13 protein-coding genes are annotated in these 15,633 nt (G+C 42.7%); 1 reads left to right on the top strand and 12 read right to left on the bottom strand.

Features of this window, described 5'->3' with window-relative positions; genetic code table 11:
* Positions 1-41: 41 nt before the first annotated feature.
* Entirely contained in the window at positions 42-923 is an 882-nt protein-coding gene (gene dapA / locus ACFQ3S_RS18850; protein ID WP_377167419.1) for a 4-hydroxy-tetrahydrodipicolinate synthase, read from the top strand.
* 288 nt (positions 924-1,211) lie between these two features.
* Here dapA and ACFQ3S_RS18845 read toward each other — a convergent pair whose 3' ends face one another.
* From ACFQ3S_RS18845 to mraY, 12 genes are all read right to left on the bottom strand, one after another.
* Positions 1,212-1,394, bottom strand: coding sequence for a histone H1 (locus ACFQ3S_RS18845; RefSeq protein ID WP_377167416.1), 183 nt, complete (start codon positions 1,392-1,394; stop codon positions 1,212-1,214).
* A 366-nt stretch (positions 1,395-1,760) separates the two neighbouring features.
* A complete protein-coding gene (locus ACFQ3S_RS18840; protein WP_377167413.1) occupies positions 1,761-3,005 on the bottom strand; it encodes an aminotransferase class I/II-fold pyridoxal phosphate-dependent enzyme in 1,245 nt (414 codons plus the stop codon).
* Between the two features lie 298 nt (positions 3,006-3,303).
* Complete coding sequence (locus ACFQ3S_RS18835; RefSeq protein WP_377167410.1) at positions 3,304-3,924, bottom strand: DUF3667 domain-containing protein; 621 nt, start codon at positions 3,922-3,924, stop codon at positions 3,304-3,306.
* A 128-nt stretch (positions 3,925-4,052) separates the two neighbouring features.
* On the bottom strand, positions 4,053-4,253 hold the full coding sequence (locus tag ACFQ3S_RS18830; protein ID WP_377167407.1) for a hypothetical protein: 201 nt from the start codon (positions 4,251-4,253) through the stop codon (positions 4,053-4,055).
* A gap of 440 nt (positions 4,254-4,693) precedes the next feature.
* Positions 4,694-6,328, bottom strand: coding sequence for a cell division protein FtsZ (gene ftsZ / locus ACFQ3S_RS18825; RefSeq protein ID WP_377167404.1), 1,635 nt, complete (start codon positions 6,326-6,328; stop codon positions 4,694-4,696).
* Positions 6,329-6,551: 223 nt separating this feature from the next.
* Positions 6,552-7,898 (bottom strand): cell division protein FtsA, encoded by a 1,347-nt coding sequence (gene ftsA / locus ACFQ3S_RS18820; protein WP_377167401.1) that lies wholly within the window; start codon positions 7,896-7,898, stop codon positions 6,552-6,554.
* 7 nt (positions 7,899-7,905) lie between these two features.
* Entirely contained in the window at positions 7,906-8,784 is an 879-nt protein-coding gene (locus ACFQ3S_RS18815) for a cell division protein FtsQ/DivIB (RefSeq protein WP_377167398.1), read from the bottom strand.
* Positions 8,774-10,138, bottom strand: coding sequence for a UDP-N-acetylmuramate--L-alanine ligase (gene murC, locus ACFQ3S_RS18810; RefSeq protein ID WP_377167449.1), 1,365 nt, complete (start codon positions 10,136-10,138; stop codon positions 8,774-8,776). The genes ACFQ3S_RS18815 and murC overlap by 11 nt, the downstream gene beginning before the upstream one ends.
* Before the next feature lie 63 nt (positions 10,139-10,201).
* Positions 10,202-11,377, bottom strand: a complete 1,176-nt coding sequence (gene murG, locus ACFQ3S_RS18805) for an undecaprenyldiphospho-muramoylpentapeptide beta-N-acetylglucosaminyltransferase (protein WP_377167395.1) — start codon at positions 11,375-11,377, stop codon at positions 10,202-10,204.
* 91 nt (positions 11,378-11,468) lie between these two features.
* A complete protein-coding gene (locus ACFQ3S_RS18800; protein ID WP_377167392.1) occupies positions 11,469-12,632 on the bottom strand; it encodes an FtsW/RodA/SpoVE family cell cycle protein in 1,164 nt (387 codons plus the stop codon).
* Between the two features lie 145 nt (positions 12,633-12,777).
* Positions 12,778-14,172, bottom strand: a complete 1,395-nt coding sequence (gene murD / locus ACFQ3S_RS18795) for a UDP-N-acetylmuramoyl-L-alanine--D-glutamate ligase (protein WP_377167389.1) — start codon at positions 14,170-14,172, stop codon at positions 12,778-12,780.
* 67 nt (positions 14,173-14,239) lie between these two features.
* Entirely contained in the window at positions 14,240-15,481 is a 1,242-nt protein-coding gene (gene mraY, locus ACFQ3S_RS18790) for a phospho-N-acetylmuramoyl-pentapeptide-transferase (RefSeq protein WP_377167386.1), read from the bottom strand.
* Positions 15,482-15,633 lie beyond the last annotated feature (152 nt).

Here is a 15,633-nt window from a genome sequence, read left to right as displayed (position 1 = left end):
CTACTAAAATATTATCTTAGCAACCCTTTTAAAAAGATAAGATGGATATGTTTCACGGAACCGGAGTTGCTATGGTTACCCCGTTTGATGCCCAGGGCCAGGTTGACTACGCCGGACTGGAAAATTTGATTAACTACCTGATAAATAATGGTGTAAATTACCTGGTATCATTAGGTACAACCGGCGAGAGCGCAACCTTAAATAAGGAAGAGAAGAAAAAGGTATGGGCATTTACCGCACAGGTAGTAAACAAACGTGTGAACCTGGTTGCCGGCATTGGCGGCAACAACACTTACGAAGTAGTAGAAGCCGTAAAAGAGTTTGACACTATCGGCTACGATGCTATTTTATCGGCCAGCCCTCATTATAATAAACCTATACAAGAGGGCATATACCAGCACTACAAGGCCATTGCCGAAGCATCAACACTACCTATTATCCTCTACAATGTTCCAGGCCGTACCGGTAGTAACATGAGTGCCGAAACAACCGTTAGGCTGGCGCATGATTTTAAGAATATTATTGGCATTAAGGAAGCATCGGGCAACTTCGACCAGTTTAACCAGATCATGCGCGATAAGCCAGCCGGTTTCCTCTTTATATCGGGCGATGACCCAGTTACCCTGCCTATGATGGCGCTGGGTGCTGTAGGTGTAATTTCGGTAGTGGGCAATGCTGTACCACGCCAATTTTCCAATATGATAAACACCTGCCTCACAGGCAACTTTAAAGCAGCCCAACAAGCCCATTACCAACTCATTGAATTTACCCGTTTAATGTTTGCTGAAGGAAGCCCGGGGGGTGTTAAAACCGCTTTAAAGCAATTAGGTATTTGCGGCGATAAACTGCGTTTGCCTTTAGTACAAGTGAGTACTCCAATAGCCGATAAAATTATGGAGGAATTAAAAAATATCGTAGAATAATTCTTTCTATTAATTTTAGATATGGATTAAGCAACTTGCCGTTCTCACCGGCTGCTTGCTTAATTTCTATACTTTTCTATGCTTTTTAAATCCGTCATATTTCAAACCAGTTAAAAAAAGCATCTACAACTTCGCATTTTAAGTTAAGTATTTTATGGTAAGGGGTTATAGATATGCATTGCGCCAAACACTGAAAATACAGTAAGCATAGTACTGGTGTAAAATGCTTTACAAAAAAAGCTCTGATCAGTTGGACCGGAGCTTTTTTTATAGAATACAAAGTAGAAATTATTTCTCTTCTTTGTTTTTAGATTCCTGAACTTCTAAACGGATAGCCTGCGCTAAGTTTTTCAGATCTTGCATACCTTTACGTACACGGGTTCCGGCAGCACTATTGCCTTTAACATAAAATTTGTCAGCATCGCTTTCTAATGATGCAATAAGTTCTTTTACCTGGTTAAATTTTTCCATTTTAATTTACTCCTTTAAAGATTAAGGTTTATTGTTAACTATGGCTAATCTAACGGCTTTTTTTGAATAAAAAAAAAATTAAATCCCAAAATATGTGTTTAAAGCTCTTTTTAAGCACTTTTTCATTGATGTGTTCAATTTTATTTAATTATAATATTTATTATAGCATATAAATTAAAATTTGATAACAATACAATTTATCAATTACTATATTTTTGTTGTTTAAAATCTTTTATCGGGTGTCAAAACAGCTATTTAAAGCATATTAAAGCCATTTACAGCATATTATACTTTAAAACTAAATAAGGCATAAAAAAACCTCTTGCTTTATATGTCAAAAGGTTTTTTATTGGTAGTACTATTAATTTAGGCCAAAGCCAGGTTATTTTCTTTATATACGCCTTCTTTGAGTTTCTGGGCTACTTCGCTATAAGCATCCAGCGTGCGCTGCACGTCTGCTAATGAGTGTGTTGCAGTTGGTATTAACCGTAGTACAATCAACCCTTTAGGAATAACCGGGTACACTACTATAGAACAAAATATACTGTAATTCTCGCGCAGGTCGCGTGTTAGGCTGGTGGCTTCGTACAAATCGCCCTTTAAAAACACCGGTGTAACCATGGTATTGGTTACACCAATATCAAAACCACGCTCTTTTAAACCAGCTTGCAAAGTACGGGCAATAGTCCATAATTTTTCGCGAAGCTCGGGTTGAGCTTTCAGCAGTTCAAAGCGTTTGTGCAAACCCATTACCATGGGCATAGGCAAAGCCTTTGCAAAGGTTTGCGAACGCATGTTATAACGTAAGTACGCCACAATATTGGTTTTGGCAGCCACAAAAGCACCTATACCAGCCATTGATTTGGCAAATGTGCCGAAATAAACGTCCACCCCTTCAATGCAATCCTGCTCTTCGTGCGTACCGGCACCGGTTGAGCCCATGGTACCAAAACCATGCGCATCGTCTATCAATAAACGAAAGTTGTATTTATCTTTTAAAGCTACTATTTGTTTTAATTTACCTTGCGCCCCCGACATGCCGAACACGCCTTCGGTAATTACCAGGATACCGCCTCCGGTTTGCTCGGTTAGCTTGGTAGCACGCTCCAGTTGTTTTTCAAAGCTTACCATATCATTATGCTGATACACGTAGCGCTTGCCCATGTGCAGGCGTACCCCATCAATAATGCAAGCGTGCGATTCGGCATCGTACACAATTACATCGTTACGGTCTACCAGCGTGTCAATAATGCTTACCATACCCTGGTAGCCATAGTTCAGCAAAAAGCCGGCTTCCATGCCTACAAACTCGGCCAGGCCTTGCTCTAAAGACTCATGGTGTTTGGTATTGCCCGACATCATACGGGCACCCATAGGGTAGGCCATACCGTAATCGGCAGCGGCCTGGGCATCGGCTTTACGCACCTCGGGGTGGTTAGCTAATCCCAAATAGTTGTTCAGGCTCCAAACCAAATGTTCTTTGCCGTTAAACATCATGTGCGCCGAAATTTCCCCTTCCAGTCTTGGAAAAGAAAAATAACCATGCGACCATTTCTGGTGCTGACCCAAAGGTCCACCTAAGTTCTTCGATATCTTGTCAAATAAATCCAATGTGCTTCTAATCTTTAAATATCTACACAAATATAGTGCTAAAACCGTACTCTAACAATCAGTATAACTTTTTATGATAGCTTATAACAGCGTTTGTAAAGGTAAGGGGGTTAAACCATTCGCGTTAATTATATTATCAGCAATATATTTAAATAAGCCATTGTTGTACTGTTGCTCACTTACACGCAACTACCATTACGCCAAAACTGTCCTAACTCGGAAGTTAATATAAAAAGAGGTAACAAGATGCTTTACTGTAGTTAATTCGGCATTATTGCATAAGCAATAAATTAATTCCTTAGTGCTTAACAATATTTACAATTCCCACAATTATACCTATTATTAAAGAAAGCAGCCAAATAGACATGGTTGCCATTATACTTTTAACAATAAGAGAAACTTTGGAAAATGCGGATTTTGAAAAGAACTGGTAGTAAAACCAAAAACCATATACAATCATAATGAGTTGCAAACCCAAGTAATAAATGATTGTTAAGCCTTTTATGTTTGTGTAAAAGATGGTGATTACGGAAAACAACAAACCTATTAACAATTCTACCGATGCTTTATAGGAGTTAAGTACCAAATGCTCGGAATAGTTAAACTTTGCTTTTTTGAACCAGATGAAACTGAAGAATGCAGTTATAGGTATTTGAATAAGTAATACAAATTTTGGATATTTTGTAGTGAACTTTTCAAAATCGTTTAACGTATTTTTAGTGCTTTCGGACATCAAATCGCTCACTCTAAAATGAGTGTACTGACTAAGGAGACTGTTTACACCTACTATTAATAATATGAGCGTAATAAAGTTGTAATAGTTGGCTCTTCTACCTTGAACAAATTCCCGAACACTGTTTCCGGGGTTTGTTAACAGTTCTTTTAGTGTAAATAAAATACCTTTGTCTACGTGCCACACACCGTGTATAAAATCGTGCTCAATAAAATGTTTTAATGAATACCGATGAATACTGGAGCTTTGCCCGCAATTTCCGCAATATTTTTCTATAATATGATTTCCGCAGTTTAAACAATTTGCCGACATACTTACTTTAATGTATGGGTATGGTTACGTTTCTTTATTTCGTTATCAATTGCACTTATACTTACAAAACCTGGTAACATGGTAATCGAACTGCCCATGGCTACTGCAATTAAAGCATAGTTTTTAGTCTTTACAGATAGATAAACAAGTGTGAGGCAGGCTATAACCATGGGGATAGCAATGCTTATAACTGTGTTTTTCAACTTCTTTTTTTTCTCCAATAATTCTCCAATTGATTAAGCACTCAGCTCGTCAGTTTTTTTCATGTTTTTGATAATTCACAGCCTTGTTGAACTTTACGGCAAATTACAAAAATTACATTTTGTTTTATTTAATTGAAATAATTTAATTTATGCCCGGGTTGGTATTAGCACTTGTGCGGGTGCGAGCGCAATATCATTAAGTTAAGAATCCAAACCGATATACACTCAATGTTTTAATATAGAATATTGAATGTTAACCTTGTGCTGGCGCAAGCGCGCCGCTCGTGACCTATTCAATTATAACGAGTTTGCACATGTAAATAATCTTATAATAATTTATCACCCAAAAAAAGCCCCTACTCACGTAAGGGCTTCCTTATATATCTACTTACTCAACCTCCGCAAAGCTTGCTTAATGCCTTGCAATGACGTGCGTTAAATTAATCTACATTATCGTGCAAGAACGAATTGTTCTTGCGGATTTCGGTGGTGCCGTCGTTTTCGGACAGGGAGAACTTAGAGATCTGGCTTTCGTTGGAAGCCGGGGTTTGTTGCAGGGAAATTTCCTTGCGTTTGTAGGCCGGCACGTTTTCCAGTTCCTGGATGTTACCGTTACGTAGCTTCATACTCAGATCTTTTAAACGCATAATGCGTTCACGCGATTTACGCAGCTGCTCTTCTATCGACTCGTTGGTTTTGCTATCATCGGCTCCAACAGCGGGCTCCGGCTCGGGTTGTGCCTGGGGAGCTTGCTGGGCCTGTGGTTGCGGTTGTGGCTGCACAGGTGCCGCTTCCCTAAGCGGCTGCTCAAAACTCATTACCGTTTCGGTTACCTTAAACACCAAACCATCCGGTTCCTGTTCTGCTTCCGGCTCAGCTTCGGGCTCCTCCATCATCAGGTTATGCCTAACTACATCGCTATGGGTTTCTTCATCGGCCTGGGCAAGTATATCGAACAAACCATTTTGCTTTTGCTGCGAAGTAACCACTTTAACGGTAATATCTTCTTTAACAGATGGCTTTACAAATTCGTTAACCGGGGTTACCAATGGTACGTTTTCGGGCATCAGCATCGAAACTACCTTCTTATTGTTTTGCTCTTTCTCGCGCTCGTCTTTAGTTTGAAAACCGGTAGCGATGATAGTCACCGATATTTTGTTACCCAGGCTTTCATCAATACAGTTACCCCAAATCAGGTCGGCGGCTAAACCGGCTTCTTCCTGTATATAATCGGTAATAATGCTCACCTCATCCATGGTAACTTCCTGCTCGGTACCCGAGCTGATGTTCAACAGGATATAACGGGCACCCTCAATCTGGTTGTCTTTCAACAACGGAGATGACAAGGCACCTACTACCGCTTTAGCGGCACGGTTATCGCCCTCGGCAGCAAAGCTACCCATAATGGCTACGCCGCTGTCTTTCATAACGGTGCGCACATCCTTAAAGTCAACGTTAATGTAACCCGGATGCGTAATAATTTCGGCAATACCTTTGGCAGCCGTGGTTAAAATATCATCGGCCTGGGCAAATGCCGATCCTAAGGTTAAGTTACCAAATATCTGGCGCATTTTATCGTTAGAGATCACCAGGAACGAATCCACATATTTTTTCAGTTCTTCCAAACCCTCTTCGGCCTGCATTTTACGACGCTTACCCTCAAAAGAGAAGGGCGTAGTAATAATACCTACCGTTAAAATATCCATTTCGCGTGCGGCTTTGGCAATAATAGGGCTTGCACCGGTACCGGTACCACCACCCATACCCGCGGTAATAAAAAGCATTTTGGTATTACTACCCAGCATCAGTTTCACATCCTCAATATTTTCAATGGCCGAGTTTTTACCCACCTCGGGGATAGAACCGGCACCCATACCCTCGGTTAAACTGGCACCCAGTTGTACTTTATTAGGAATAGGGCTAAGCTCAAGAGCTTGCGCGTCTGTGTTGCAAATTATAAAATCAACACCGGTAATTCCTTGCTTGTACATGTGATTTACAGCATTGCCGCCGCCACCTCCAACACCAACTACCTTGATGATGGACGATTTTTCTTTTAACATCTCGAACTGCATGATACTTATTTTCAGGGGTATGTGAATCGATGGATATTTTATTTTCCGCTATGTAATATTAAACTTTTAAAGTTAAACTTTATTAACAATTTACATTTGTTAATAAATAACCTCACCTAAATTCTCTCCGAAGGAAGCCCCCTCAAAAGTCTCCCCCGGGAGGGGAGACTTTTGAATGGTAGCTTTAAAAAGCCCTCCCTCCCGGAGAAGGTTGGGAGGGGCTCTATTTCAAAAAGTCCTCGTCTTTAATGTCGTCTTTAATAAACTTTTTACCGGTTTCTAAAATCTTGCCCAACAGGCCGAATTTACGGTCGTCTGTATATTTAGCTTTCTCTACTTTAGCAGCCGGCTGGTGGCTTACCGCCATGTTATTGTACTCCATTTTTTGAATACCTTTAATGAGCAAACCAATACCGGTGGCATACATCGGGCTTTGCAGTTCTTCGTAAGTAGCCTTGGGCAACACCTCGTTTTTGGCCAGGTGCTCGTTAGGGTAACCAATGCGGCAATCTAACCCGGTTACGTATTCAACCAGTTGCGATAAGTGCTTTAACTGGGCTCCACCACCGGTTATTACAATACCGGCAATCAGTTTCTTTTCGTAACCCGATGATTTGATTTCGTAGTACACGTGCTCAATAATTTCTTCGATACGGGCCTGGATAATGTAAGCCAGGTTTTTTACGGAGATTTCCTTAGCATCGCGGCCACGCAGGCCCGGTACGCAAACAATTTCGTTCTCTTTATTCTCATCGGCCAGGGCCGAACCAAATCTCACCTTCAATTGCTCGGCTATGTTGCGCATTACAGAACAACCCTCGCGAATATCCTCCGTAATGCTGTTACCGCCGAAAGGGATAACCGCAGTATGGCGGATAATACCTTCGTGGAAAATAGCCACATCAGTAGTACCACCACCTATATCAACCAAAACAACACCGGCTTCCTTTTCCTCATCGCTCAAAACCGACTCGGACGAAGCCAATGGCTCCAGTATGAGTTCCTGGCTTTCTAACTGTGCTTTAGTTACGCATTTTACAATATTTTTGATAGCCGTAACCTGGCCCGATATGATATGGAAGTTGGCCTCAAGCCTCACACCCGACATCCCGATCGGATCTTTAATTCCCGGCTCATTATCTACCGTAAACTCCTGTGGTAATACGTGGATGATTTCCTCGCCCGGAGGCATTACCAGGTTATACATGTCCTCAATCAGCTTATCGATATCCTTACGGCCAATTTCGGTATTCAGATCTCTGCGGGTAATTAAACCGCGGTGCTGTAAGCTTTTGATATGCTGACCGGCTATGCCCACGTTCACAATGCGTATTTCTACGTTGGATTGTGAACCGGCTACGTCAACGGCGGCATTAATGCCTTGTACGGTTTTGTCAATGTTCGATACCATCCCACGGGTTACACCGGCCGATTCGGCCTTACCGATACCCAACACTTCTATCTTTCCGTTTTTGCTCCTGCGTCCAACAATGACACAGATCTTGGTTGTACCAATGTCCAATCCAACTACAATTGGCGAACTTTTTTCCTGCGGTATGCTTTTTTCCATAATCTACTTAAAATTGGGATGTTGTATCTTTTAACTGCTGTTGCTTTTTTAATGTTGTATCGGCCTTTGCAGGCTTTGATTTTTTTGCGATAACGCTATCGGGCTGATAACCCTCGGCCTTAATACCTATTACCTGGTTGGCGTATTTGATGTTTATAACCCGGTATTTATCCCAGCCCACTTGCGGCAGGGCCTGTTTGTAAAAAATCTCGAGGTTGTGAAACTTATTGGCCAACGAATCGGCATTGCCCAGTAAGATCTTATGATTGCCCACACGAGGTACCAGTTCAATTTCGTGGCTTTGATTAACGTAGATTTGCGCTATCTGAGCGTTCCATAAGGTATCCCTGCGAATAAAATCGGCGGTTTTAAATACATCTTTAGCCAAACGGGTATGTAGGGTATCTATACGATTCACAAACGTTTCGTCGATATTGCCATTGGCCGCCAAAACCTGTGCGGTAAAGTTATTTGACAAGGGAATTTTAAAGCCATGCTCATCCACGTAATAATCCTGGTCGAAACGGTTCATGATGCGTAGTATGGGATGGCGCTGGGCAACTTCCACCCTAATTAAACCGTCCATATCTGCAAACACTTTCGCCGATTCTATAAATGGGTTCGACTGTAATTTGTTTTCGAGTTCGTGAATATTGATGTTTACCATCTTTCGGCCTACCAGCGTATGACTGCTTACCTGTAAAATGTTATCCACTTCGTTTTGGTCTATAAAATATTCGTTACCCGGAATGTACACCTTAACCCCGGTGCACACTACACCCGATTCCTTTACACCAATAAAACTCATGAGCACAATTAACCCACTTAAGCTGGCTAACCAGCAAAAAGCAATCCCTATCCGTTTCCAGGCAATGTTATTCCACATGTTGCAATGCTTGTTTTAGGGGGTTAACTAATTGGTCAATATCTCCGGCACCTACGGTTAGCAATAGCTGCGGCTGCTGCGCTTGTACGTGTTCTATTACTTGTTGTTTGTTTAACAGGTGTTTATCCTGCAATTTCATGCGGTTTAATATGGTATGGGCATCCACCCCTTCCATAGGCAGCTCGCGTGCCGGGTAAATATCCAGCATCAGCAGTTCATCGGTCATATCCAGTGCTTCGGCAAAACCATCGGCAAAATCGCGCGTACGGCTGTACAAGTGCGGTTGAAATACGGTGGTGAGCTTATGGTTAGGGTACAGTTTTTTTACCGATGCTATGCAGGCTTTCAATTCCTCGGGGTGATGAGCATAATCATCAATATAAACATTACGCTCGTTACGTATCACATACTCAAAACGCCGTTTTACGCCCTGAAAAGAAGCCAAGGCCGCTTTAATAGCATCAGCTTCCACATCCATATACAAGGCTACCTGTATGGCGGCCACCGCATTTTCTATGTTGTGCATACCGGGTATGCCCATTTCAATATTGTTGATGGTTACTTCGCCATTTTCAAAGTCGAAATAGAAACTACCCTCCTGCACCCTCATGTTGTGAGCTATGGCATCGGCAGCTTCGGTATTGATGGTGTAGCTGGTAAACGTGTGCGCTAAAGGCAAGCCTTGTTTAGCGATCAGCTTCCCTCCTGCTTTAACCTGCGAGGCAAACAACTGAAACGATTCGGTTAACTGCTCATGGCTGCCGTATATATCCAAATGATCGGCATCCATAGAGGTGATTACCGCAATATCGGGCTGCAGGGTCAAAAACGAACGGTCATACTCATCGGCTTCTACCACAACAATATTGGAGTTACCGTACAATATATTACTGTTATAGTTAGTGGCTATGCCTCCTAAAAATGCGCTGCAATCTTTACCGGCTTCAGTCAGCACATGCGTAATAAGGCTCGACGTAGTAGTTTTACCATGCGTACCGGCTACGGCCACGGTGAACAAGCTCTCACTGATAATACCCAGCACCTGCGACCGCTTGAAAAGCTCGAACCCGGCTGCCTTAAAATAATTCAGGATAGCCGAATCTTTTGGAATAGCCGGGGTAAAAATGATCAACGTACGCTCGTTAGGCTCAGCAAATAGTGCCGGAATTAATGCGGCATCATCGGCGAAGATCACCTCCATTCCTTCTACCTTCAAGGCATCAGTTAGCGGAGTTTCAGTTTTATCGTAACCGAACACAGCACAGCCTAAGTGATTGAAATAGCGGGCCAGGCCACTCATGCCTATCCCTCCTATACCAACCAGGTAAACCTGTTTTATGCTGTGTAAATTCATCATTATATGTCTAATTCAAGCCCCTCCCCAGCCCTCCCCGGTAGGGAGGGAGTTTTTTATATTTTATTTTCTACTACTATTAATAATATCAATTACATGCTGCGCTATCACCTCATCGGCATTGGGCAAAGCCAATTTGCTAATGTTAGCACTCAATTTAGCTTGTTGTTTCTTATCTTTCAGTAACTCTAATGCTTTGGGTATTAAAGTAATTTCGGCATCCCTATCGGCCACAAAAAAAGCGGCATCGGTTTGCACCAGGGCCAGCGCGTTTTTAGTTTGATGATCTTCGGCCACGTTGGGCGAAGGCACCAGGATAACCGGTTTACCTATAATACACAATTCGGCAATAGTGCCCGCACCGGCACGCGATATAATGATATCGGCAGCTGCATAGGCCAGGTCCATGCGGTTTAAAAACTCCAGTATGCACACATTAGGATGATAATCCATTCCCAGTTTTTCTATAATGCCGGCATAGTAAACTTTGCCGGTTTGCCAAATCAGCTGCACATCGGCAGCTATCAGTTTATCTAAACCAGCCAGTACACTTTGGTTGAGGGTACGTGCACCCAAGCTGCCGCCGGTAACCAAAATGGTCTTTTTATTGGGCGACAGGTTAAACTCCTTTAAAGCTTCATTTAATTTGCCCGCCGTATCAACCGATTGCTTGCGCACCGGGTTACCTGTCTTCACAATTTTATCGGCCGGGAAAAACTTGTCCATTTCATCAAAGGCCACGCATATCTTTTTTGCCTTTTTACTCAGCCACTTGTTGGTGATACCCGCATAAGAGTTTTGCTCTTGTATTAAGGTAGGCACACCTTTTAATGCAGCTGCATACAATAACGGTCCCGAGGCATAGCCGCCCACGCCTACCGCGGCATCGGGTTTAAAATCTTTGATGATACCGGCTGCCTTGTTTAAACTGGCTAACAGTTTAACGGGGAACAGCAGGTTTTTCCATACCGCCTTGCGCTGTATGCCTTGAATATCTAACCCTATAATTTTATAACCGGCCTGTGGAACTTTGTCCATTTCCATACGACCATTAGCACCCACGAACAAGATCTCGATAGCCGGGTCCAGTTTCTTCAGCGCATTGGCAATAGCCACCGCCGGGAAAATATGCCCACCCGTACCACCACCACTAATGATGATGCGTGGTGCGGGCGCAGCCCCCCCCGCCCCCTTAAGGGGGAGCTTTTGATTGGGGTTATTTGCTTGTCCGTTTGGCATCTTGTCTTTATCTCTTATGTCTTGACTCTTGATTCTATACTCTTTATTCTCTTCTACTCCCCCTTCAGGAGGCTGGGGGGCTACCTGCGGCCTATGCTACTTCCAATATCTGTCCTACCACTACTTTCTTAGCCTTGGTAGCCACCTCGTTCTCATCAATATGACGACTAACCGACAGGATAATACCAAAAGCTACACTGGTAAACAAAATTGAAGTACCACCCATACTCACCAATGGCATAGGCACGCCCGTTACCGGACCCAAACCCACAGCCACGGCCATATTAGCAAAAGCCTGTATAGTTAAACTAAAACTTAACCCCGCCGCTAATAACGCACCAAATGCTTTAGGTGCTTTGGTCACTATTTTAATGCATCTATACAATAAAAATAAATACATTACAATGATAAAAGCACCGCCGAACAAGCCATATTCTTCAATTATAGTTGCATACACAAAGTCAGAATATGGATGAGGTAAGAAATTACGCTCGGTACTGTTACCTGGCCCTTTACCAAAGATACCACCGGTTGCAATGGCAATTTTTGAATGATCTGATTGAAAAGATTTATCGCGATCTACTTTTTCTGGGTGCATAAAAGTCTCAACCCGCGATGTCCATGTAGAGCTACGCTTTGCAAAAACCAAAACACAAACTAAAAGTACAGCACCGGCTACACCTACTACCGCTATTTGCTTTACACTAATCCTACCAATAATCAGCAATAAAATGCTTACACCAAAAAGCATTACTGCGGTTGAGAGATTAGCTAAAGCAATTAAAACAAATACAATACAAACCGAACTCATTATTGGCAGAAATGATTGCTTTACATCTTTTATATTTTCCTGCTTACGCGATAGCGTACGTGCCAGGTAAGTAATTAACGCAAGCTTAGCTAAATCGGAAGTTTGAAATGTAAGTCCACCAGGAAGAGCGACCCACCGGCTTGCACCATTAATGTGGCTACCGAAGATGAGTGTGTATAATAACAAAGGTATCGTAACTACCATCAGTAATTTTGATATTCCAGCGTAATAACGGTAGTCTAACTTATGAGATACATACATCAGCACTCCGCCTCCAATCATCATGAAAAAATGCTTTAACAAAATGGATTCATTAGTTACACCACGCTTGTAAGCCAGCGTACCGGTTGAACTGTACACAGCCAACAATGATATGATGGATAGCATAATTACTATCAGCCAAATCCACCTGTCGCCTTTGGTTTTATCTAAAAGTCTGTACATCGTACCGTTGCCGTTGATTAATATTGATTGTATTGATTACGCTGATTTTCTTTGTCTGAATCAGAATTTGCTGAATTATATAATTTTCTGAATTTATGTTTAGCTATATATTATTCCGTTCATTCTTAAATTCAGGAAATTCTGATCACAGTTCCATTACCGCTTTTTTAAATTGCTCGCCGCGCTCTTCGTAATTTTTGAACAGGTCGAAGCTGGCACAGGCCGGTGATAACAAAACGGTATCGCCTTTGGTAGCCAGCTTGTAAGCTGCGTTAACAGCATCGTAAGCCGAGACGGTATCTACCATAGTTTTTACGTCATCTTCAAAAGCACCATGGATGCGGCTATTATCAACACCCATGCAAACAATCGCTTTCACTTTCTTTTTTATCAGGTTGGTTAGTTCGTTATAGTTGTTGCCTTTATCTGTTCCACCCAAAATCAAAACCACTTTACCATCGGGCATACCTTCGAGGGCATACCATGTAGAGTTTACGTTAGTCGCCTTGGAGTCGTTTATAAAGCGGATTCCCGAAATATCGGCCACGTGCTCCAAACGGTGGGCTACGTTCTTAAAGTCGCCCATGCTATCACGGATAGTTTCGTTCCGCAATTCAAGTACTTTCGACACAATTCCAGACGCCATTGAATTGTAGATGTTGTGTTTGCCCTGTAAGGCAAGTTTGGTGATAGTCATTTGGAAATGATTATTATGAGGTGTATTTATGGTTAGTTCTTCACCATTGAGGTAAGCCCCCAGCGGCAATGTTTTTTGTATGGTAAAAGGCAGCAATTGAGCTGCAAAAGTTCGGTCGGCCATCCCTTTTAAGGTTTCAGCATCATCGGCACAGTAAATAAAATAATCGTTGGCCGTTTGGTTCTGCGTAATGCGAAACTTACTGGCGGCATAATTTTCCAGTTTATAATCATACCGGTCTAAATGATCGGGCGTAATATTCAGCAACACGGCAATGTGTGCTTTGAACGTGTACATATCATCCAGCATAAAGCTGCTTAGCTCCAGCACGTAATAATCGAACTTTTGCGTAGCCACCTGGTAAGCGAAACTTTTGCCAATGTTTCCCGCCAAACCCACATTCAACCCTGCATTTTTCAGGATGTGATAAGTTAAACCCGTTGTGGTAGTTTTGCCGTTAGAGCCCGTAATGGCGATGATTTGAGCATCGGTGTAACGTCTGGCAAACTCGATCTCCGAAATAACCGGAATACCTTTTGCACGTAAAACCTTCACTATAGGTGCCTTTTCAGGTATGCCCGGACTCTTTACCACTTCAACCGCGTTCAATATCTCGCTTTCGGTATGCTGTTTTTCTTCAAAGCGGATATTCCAATCCATCAGTTGAGTTTTATATTTATCGACAATAGCTCCAAAATCCGAAACAAACACCTCATACCCCTGCTGCCGGGCCAGGTAAGCCGCACCCACACCGCTTTCGCCGGCGCCTAAAACCACAAGAAGCCCCCCAGCCCCCTGAAGGGGGAGCTTTTGATTGGGGTTATGTGATTGTTCGTTTGGCATGTGCTATTCTTGTATCTTGTTTCTTATCTCTTGTTTCTATTGTCCACCTTTAGGGGGTCGGGGGAGGCTACCTCAATTTCAAAGTAATCACCGTTATAATAGCCAGCAAAATCCCTAAGATCCAAAACCTGGTTACAATTTTGGCTTCGTGGAAACCCCGCTTTTGGTAATGGTGATGCAGCGGCGCCATCAGAAAAACCCGGCGACCATCGCCAAACCGTTTCTTGGTAAACTTAAACCAGCCCACCTGTATAATAACCGACGCGTTTTCTACCACAAATATGCCGCAAAGCAAAGGCAACATCAGTTCTTTACGGATTAGGATAGCGAAAACGGCTATGATACCGCCTATGGCTAAACTGCCCGTATCGCCCATAAATACCTGCGCCGGGAACGAGTTGTACCACAAAAAGCCAACGCAAGCCCCTACAAACGCACCGGCAAAAATCACCAGTTCACCCGAATTAGGCAGGTACATAATGTTCAGGTAATCGGCAATAACGATATTACCCGACACATAAGCCAGCACAGCAAGCGTTACCCCTATAATGGCCGATGTACCCGTAGCAAGTCCGTCTATACCATCGGTTATATTAGCACCGTTGGAAATAAAGGTGATGATCATAATCGTAAAGAACATGAACACCATGAGTGCGTAACGCTCGTAATTACCACCTAAAAACTTCAATACCTTACCGTAATCGAACTCGTTGTTCTTGTAAAAAGGCATGGTGGTCTTAGTAGATTTGATGTCCTGCGTGTAAACCGGCGAACCATTTTTTAAGTGATAACTTACCGGGGCATCATACTTAACCGGCAGCTTTACTTCCTGGCGCATTTTAATATCGCTACTGAAATACATGGTCCACCCTATAATAAGCGCCAAACCAACCTGACCTGTAATTTTGAACCTTCCGGCTAATCCTTCTTTGTTCTTTTTAAATACCTTGATGTAATCATCTAAAAACCCGATAGCACCCAACCAAACGGTGGTCACCAGCATCAGGATGATGTATATATTATCTAACCGGGCAAACAACAAGGTAGGCACCAAAATGCCTAACAAGATAATTAAACCACCCATCGTTGGCGTACCAGCCTTTTGCATTTGACCTTCCAAACCCAGGTTACGTACGGTTTCGCCCACCTGCTTAAAGCGCAAATAATCGATTAGCCTGCGGCCCCAAACGGTAGTCACCAACAACGAAACGATTACCGCCATAGCCATGCGGAACGTCAGATACTGGAACACCCCCGCACCAGGGATATTATAGTTGCGATCCAGAAAGCTAAATAGGTAGTAGAGCATTTGTTAGTTGTTTGGTTATTGAGTTATTGGTTGTTAGTTGTTTTATTTATTAACCCGTCATTGCGAGGTACGAAGCAATCTCTGAACTGATAGAGTCTCTTATGCCTCCGCAGGGATTGCTTCGCTATCGCTCGCAATGACGTTTATAGTTA

The sequence above is a fragment of the Mucilaginibacter terrae genome (genome assembly GCF_042679325.1).
GTDB classification, from domain to species: domain Bacteria; phylum Bacteroidota; class Bacteroidia; order Sphingobacteriales; family Sphingobacteriaceae; genus Mucilaginibacter; species Mucilaginibacter terrae.
This window is presented reverse-complemented; position numbering and strand designations above follow the sequence as displayed.

Coding starts and splice junctions, on each gene's coding strand:
- dapA (WP_377167419.1), top strand. CDS start 42: ATGGATATGTTTCACGGAACCGGAGTTGCTATGGTTACCCCGTTTGAT.
- ACFQ3S_RS18845 (WP_377167416.1), bottom strand. CDS start 1,394: ATGGAAAAATTTAACCAGGTAAAAGAACTTATTGCATCATTAGAAAGC.
- ftsZ (WP_377167404.1), bottom strand. CDS start 6,328: ATGCAGTTCGAGATGTTAAAAGAAAAATCGTCCATCATCAAGGTAGTT.
- ftsA (WP_377167401.1), bottom strand. CDS start 7,898: ATGGAAAAAAGCATACCGCAGGAAAAAAGTTCGCCAATTGTAGTTGGA.
- ACFQ3S_RS18815 (WP_377167398.1), bottom strand. CDS start 8,784: ATGTGGAATAACATTGCCTGGAAACGGATAGGGATTGCTTTTTGCTGG.
- murC (WP_377167449.1), bottom strand. CDS start 10,138: ATGAATTTACACAGCATAAAACAGGTTTACCTGGTTGGTATAGGAGGG.
- murG (WP_377167395.1), bottom strand. CDS start 11,377: ATGCCAAACGGACAAGCAAATAACCCCAATCAAAAGCTCCCCCTTAAG.
- ACFQ3S_RS18800 (WP_377167392.1), bottom strand. CDS start 12,632: ATGTACAGACTTTTAGATAAAACCAAAGGCGACAGGTGGATTTGGCTG.
- murD (WP_377167389.1), bottom strand. CDS start 14,172: ATGCCAAACGAACAATCACATAACCCCAATCAAAAGCTCCCCCTTCAG.
- mraY (WP_377167386.1), bottom strand. CDS start 15,481: ATGCTCTACTACCTATTTAGCTTTCTGGATCGCAACTATAATATCCCT.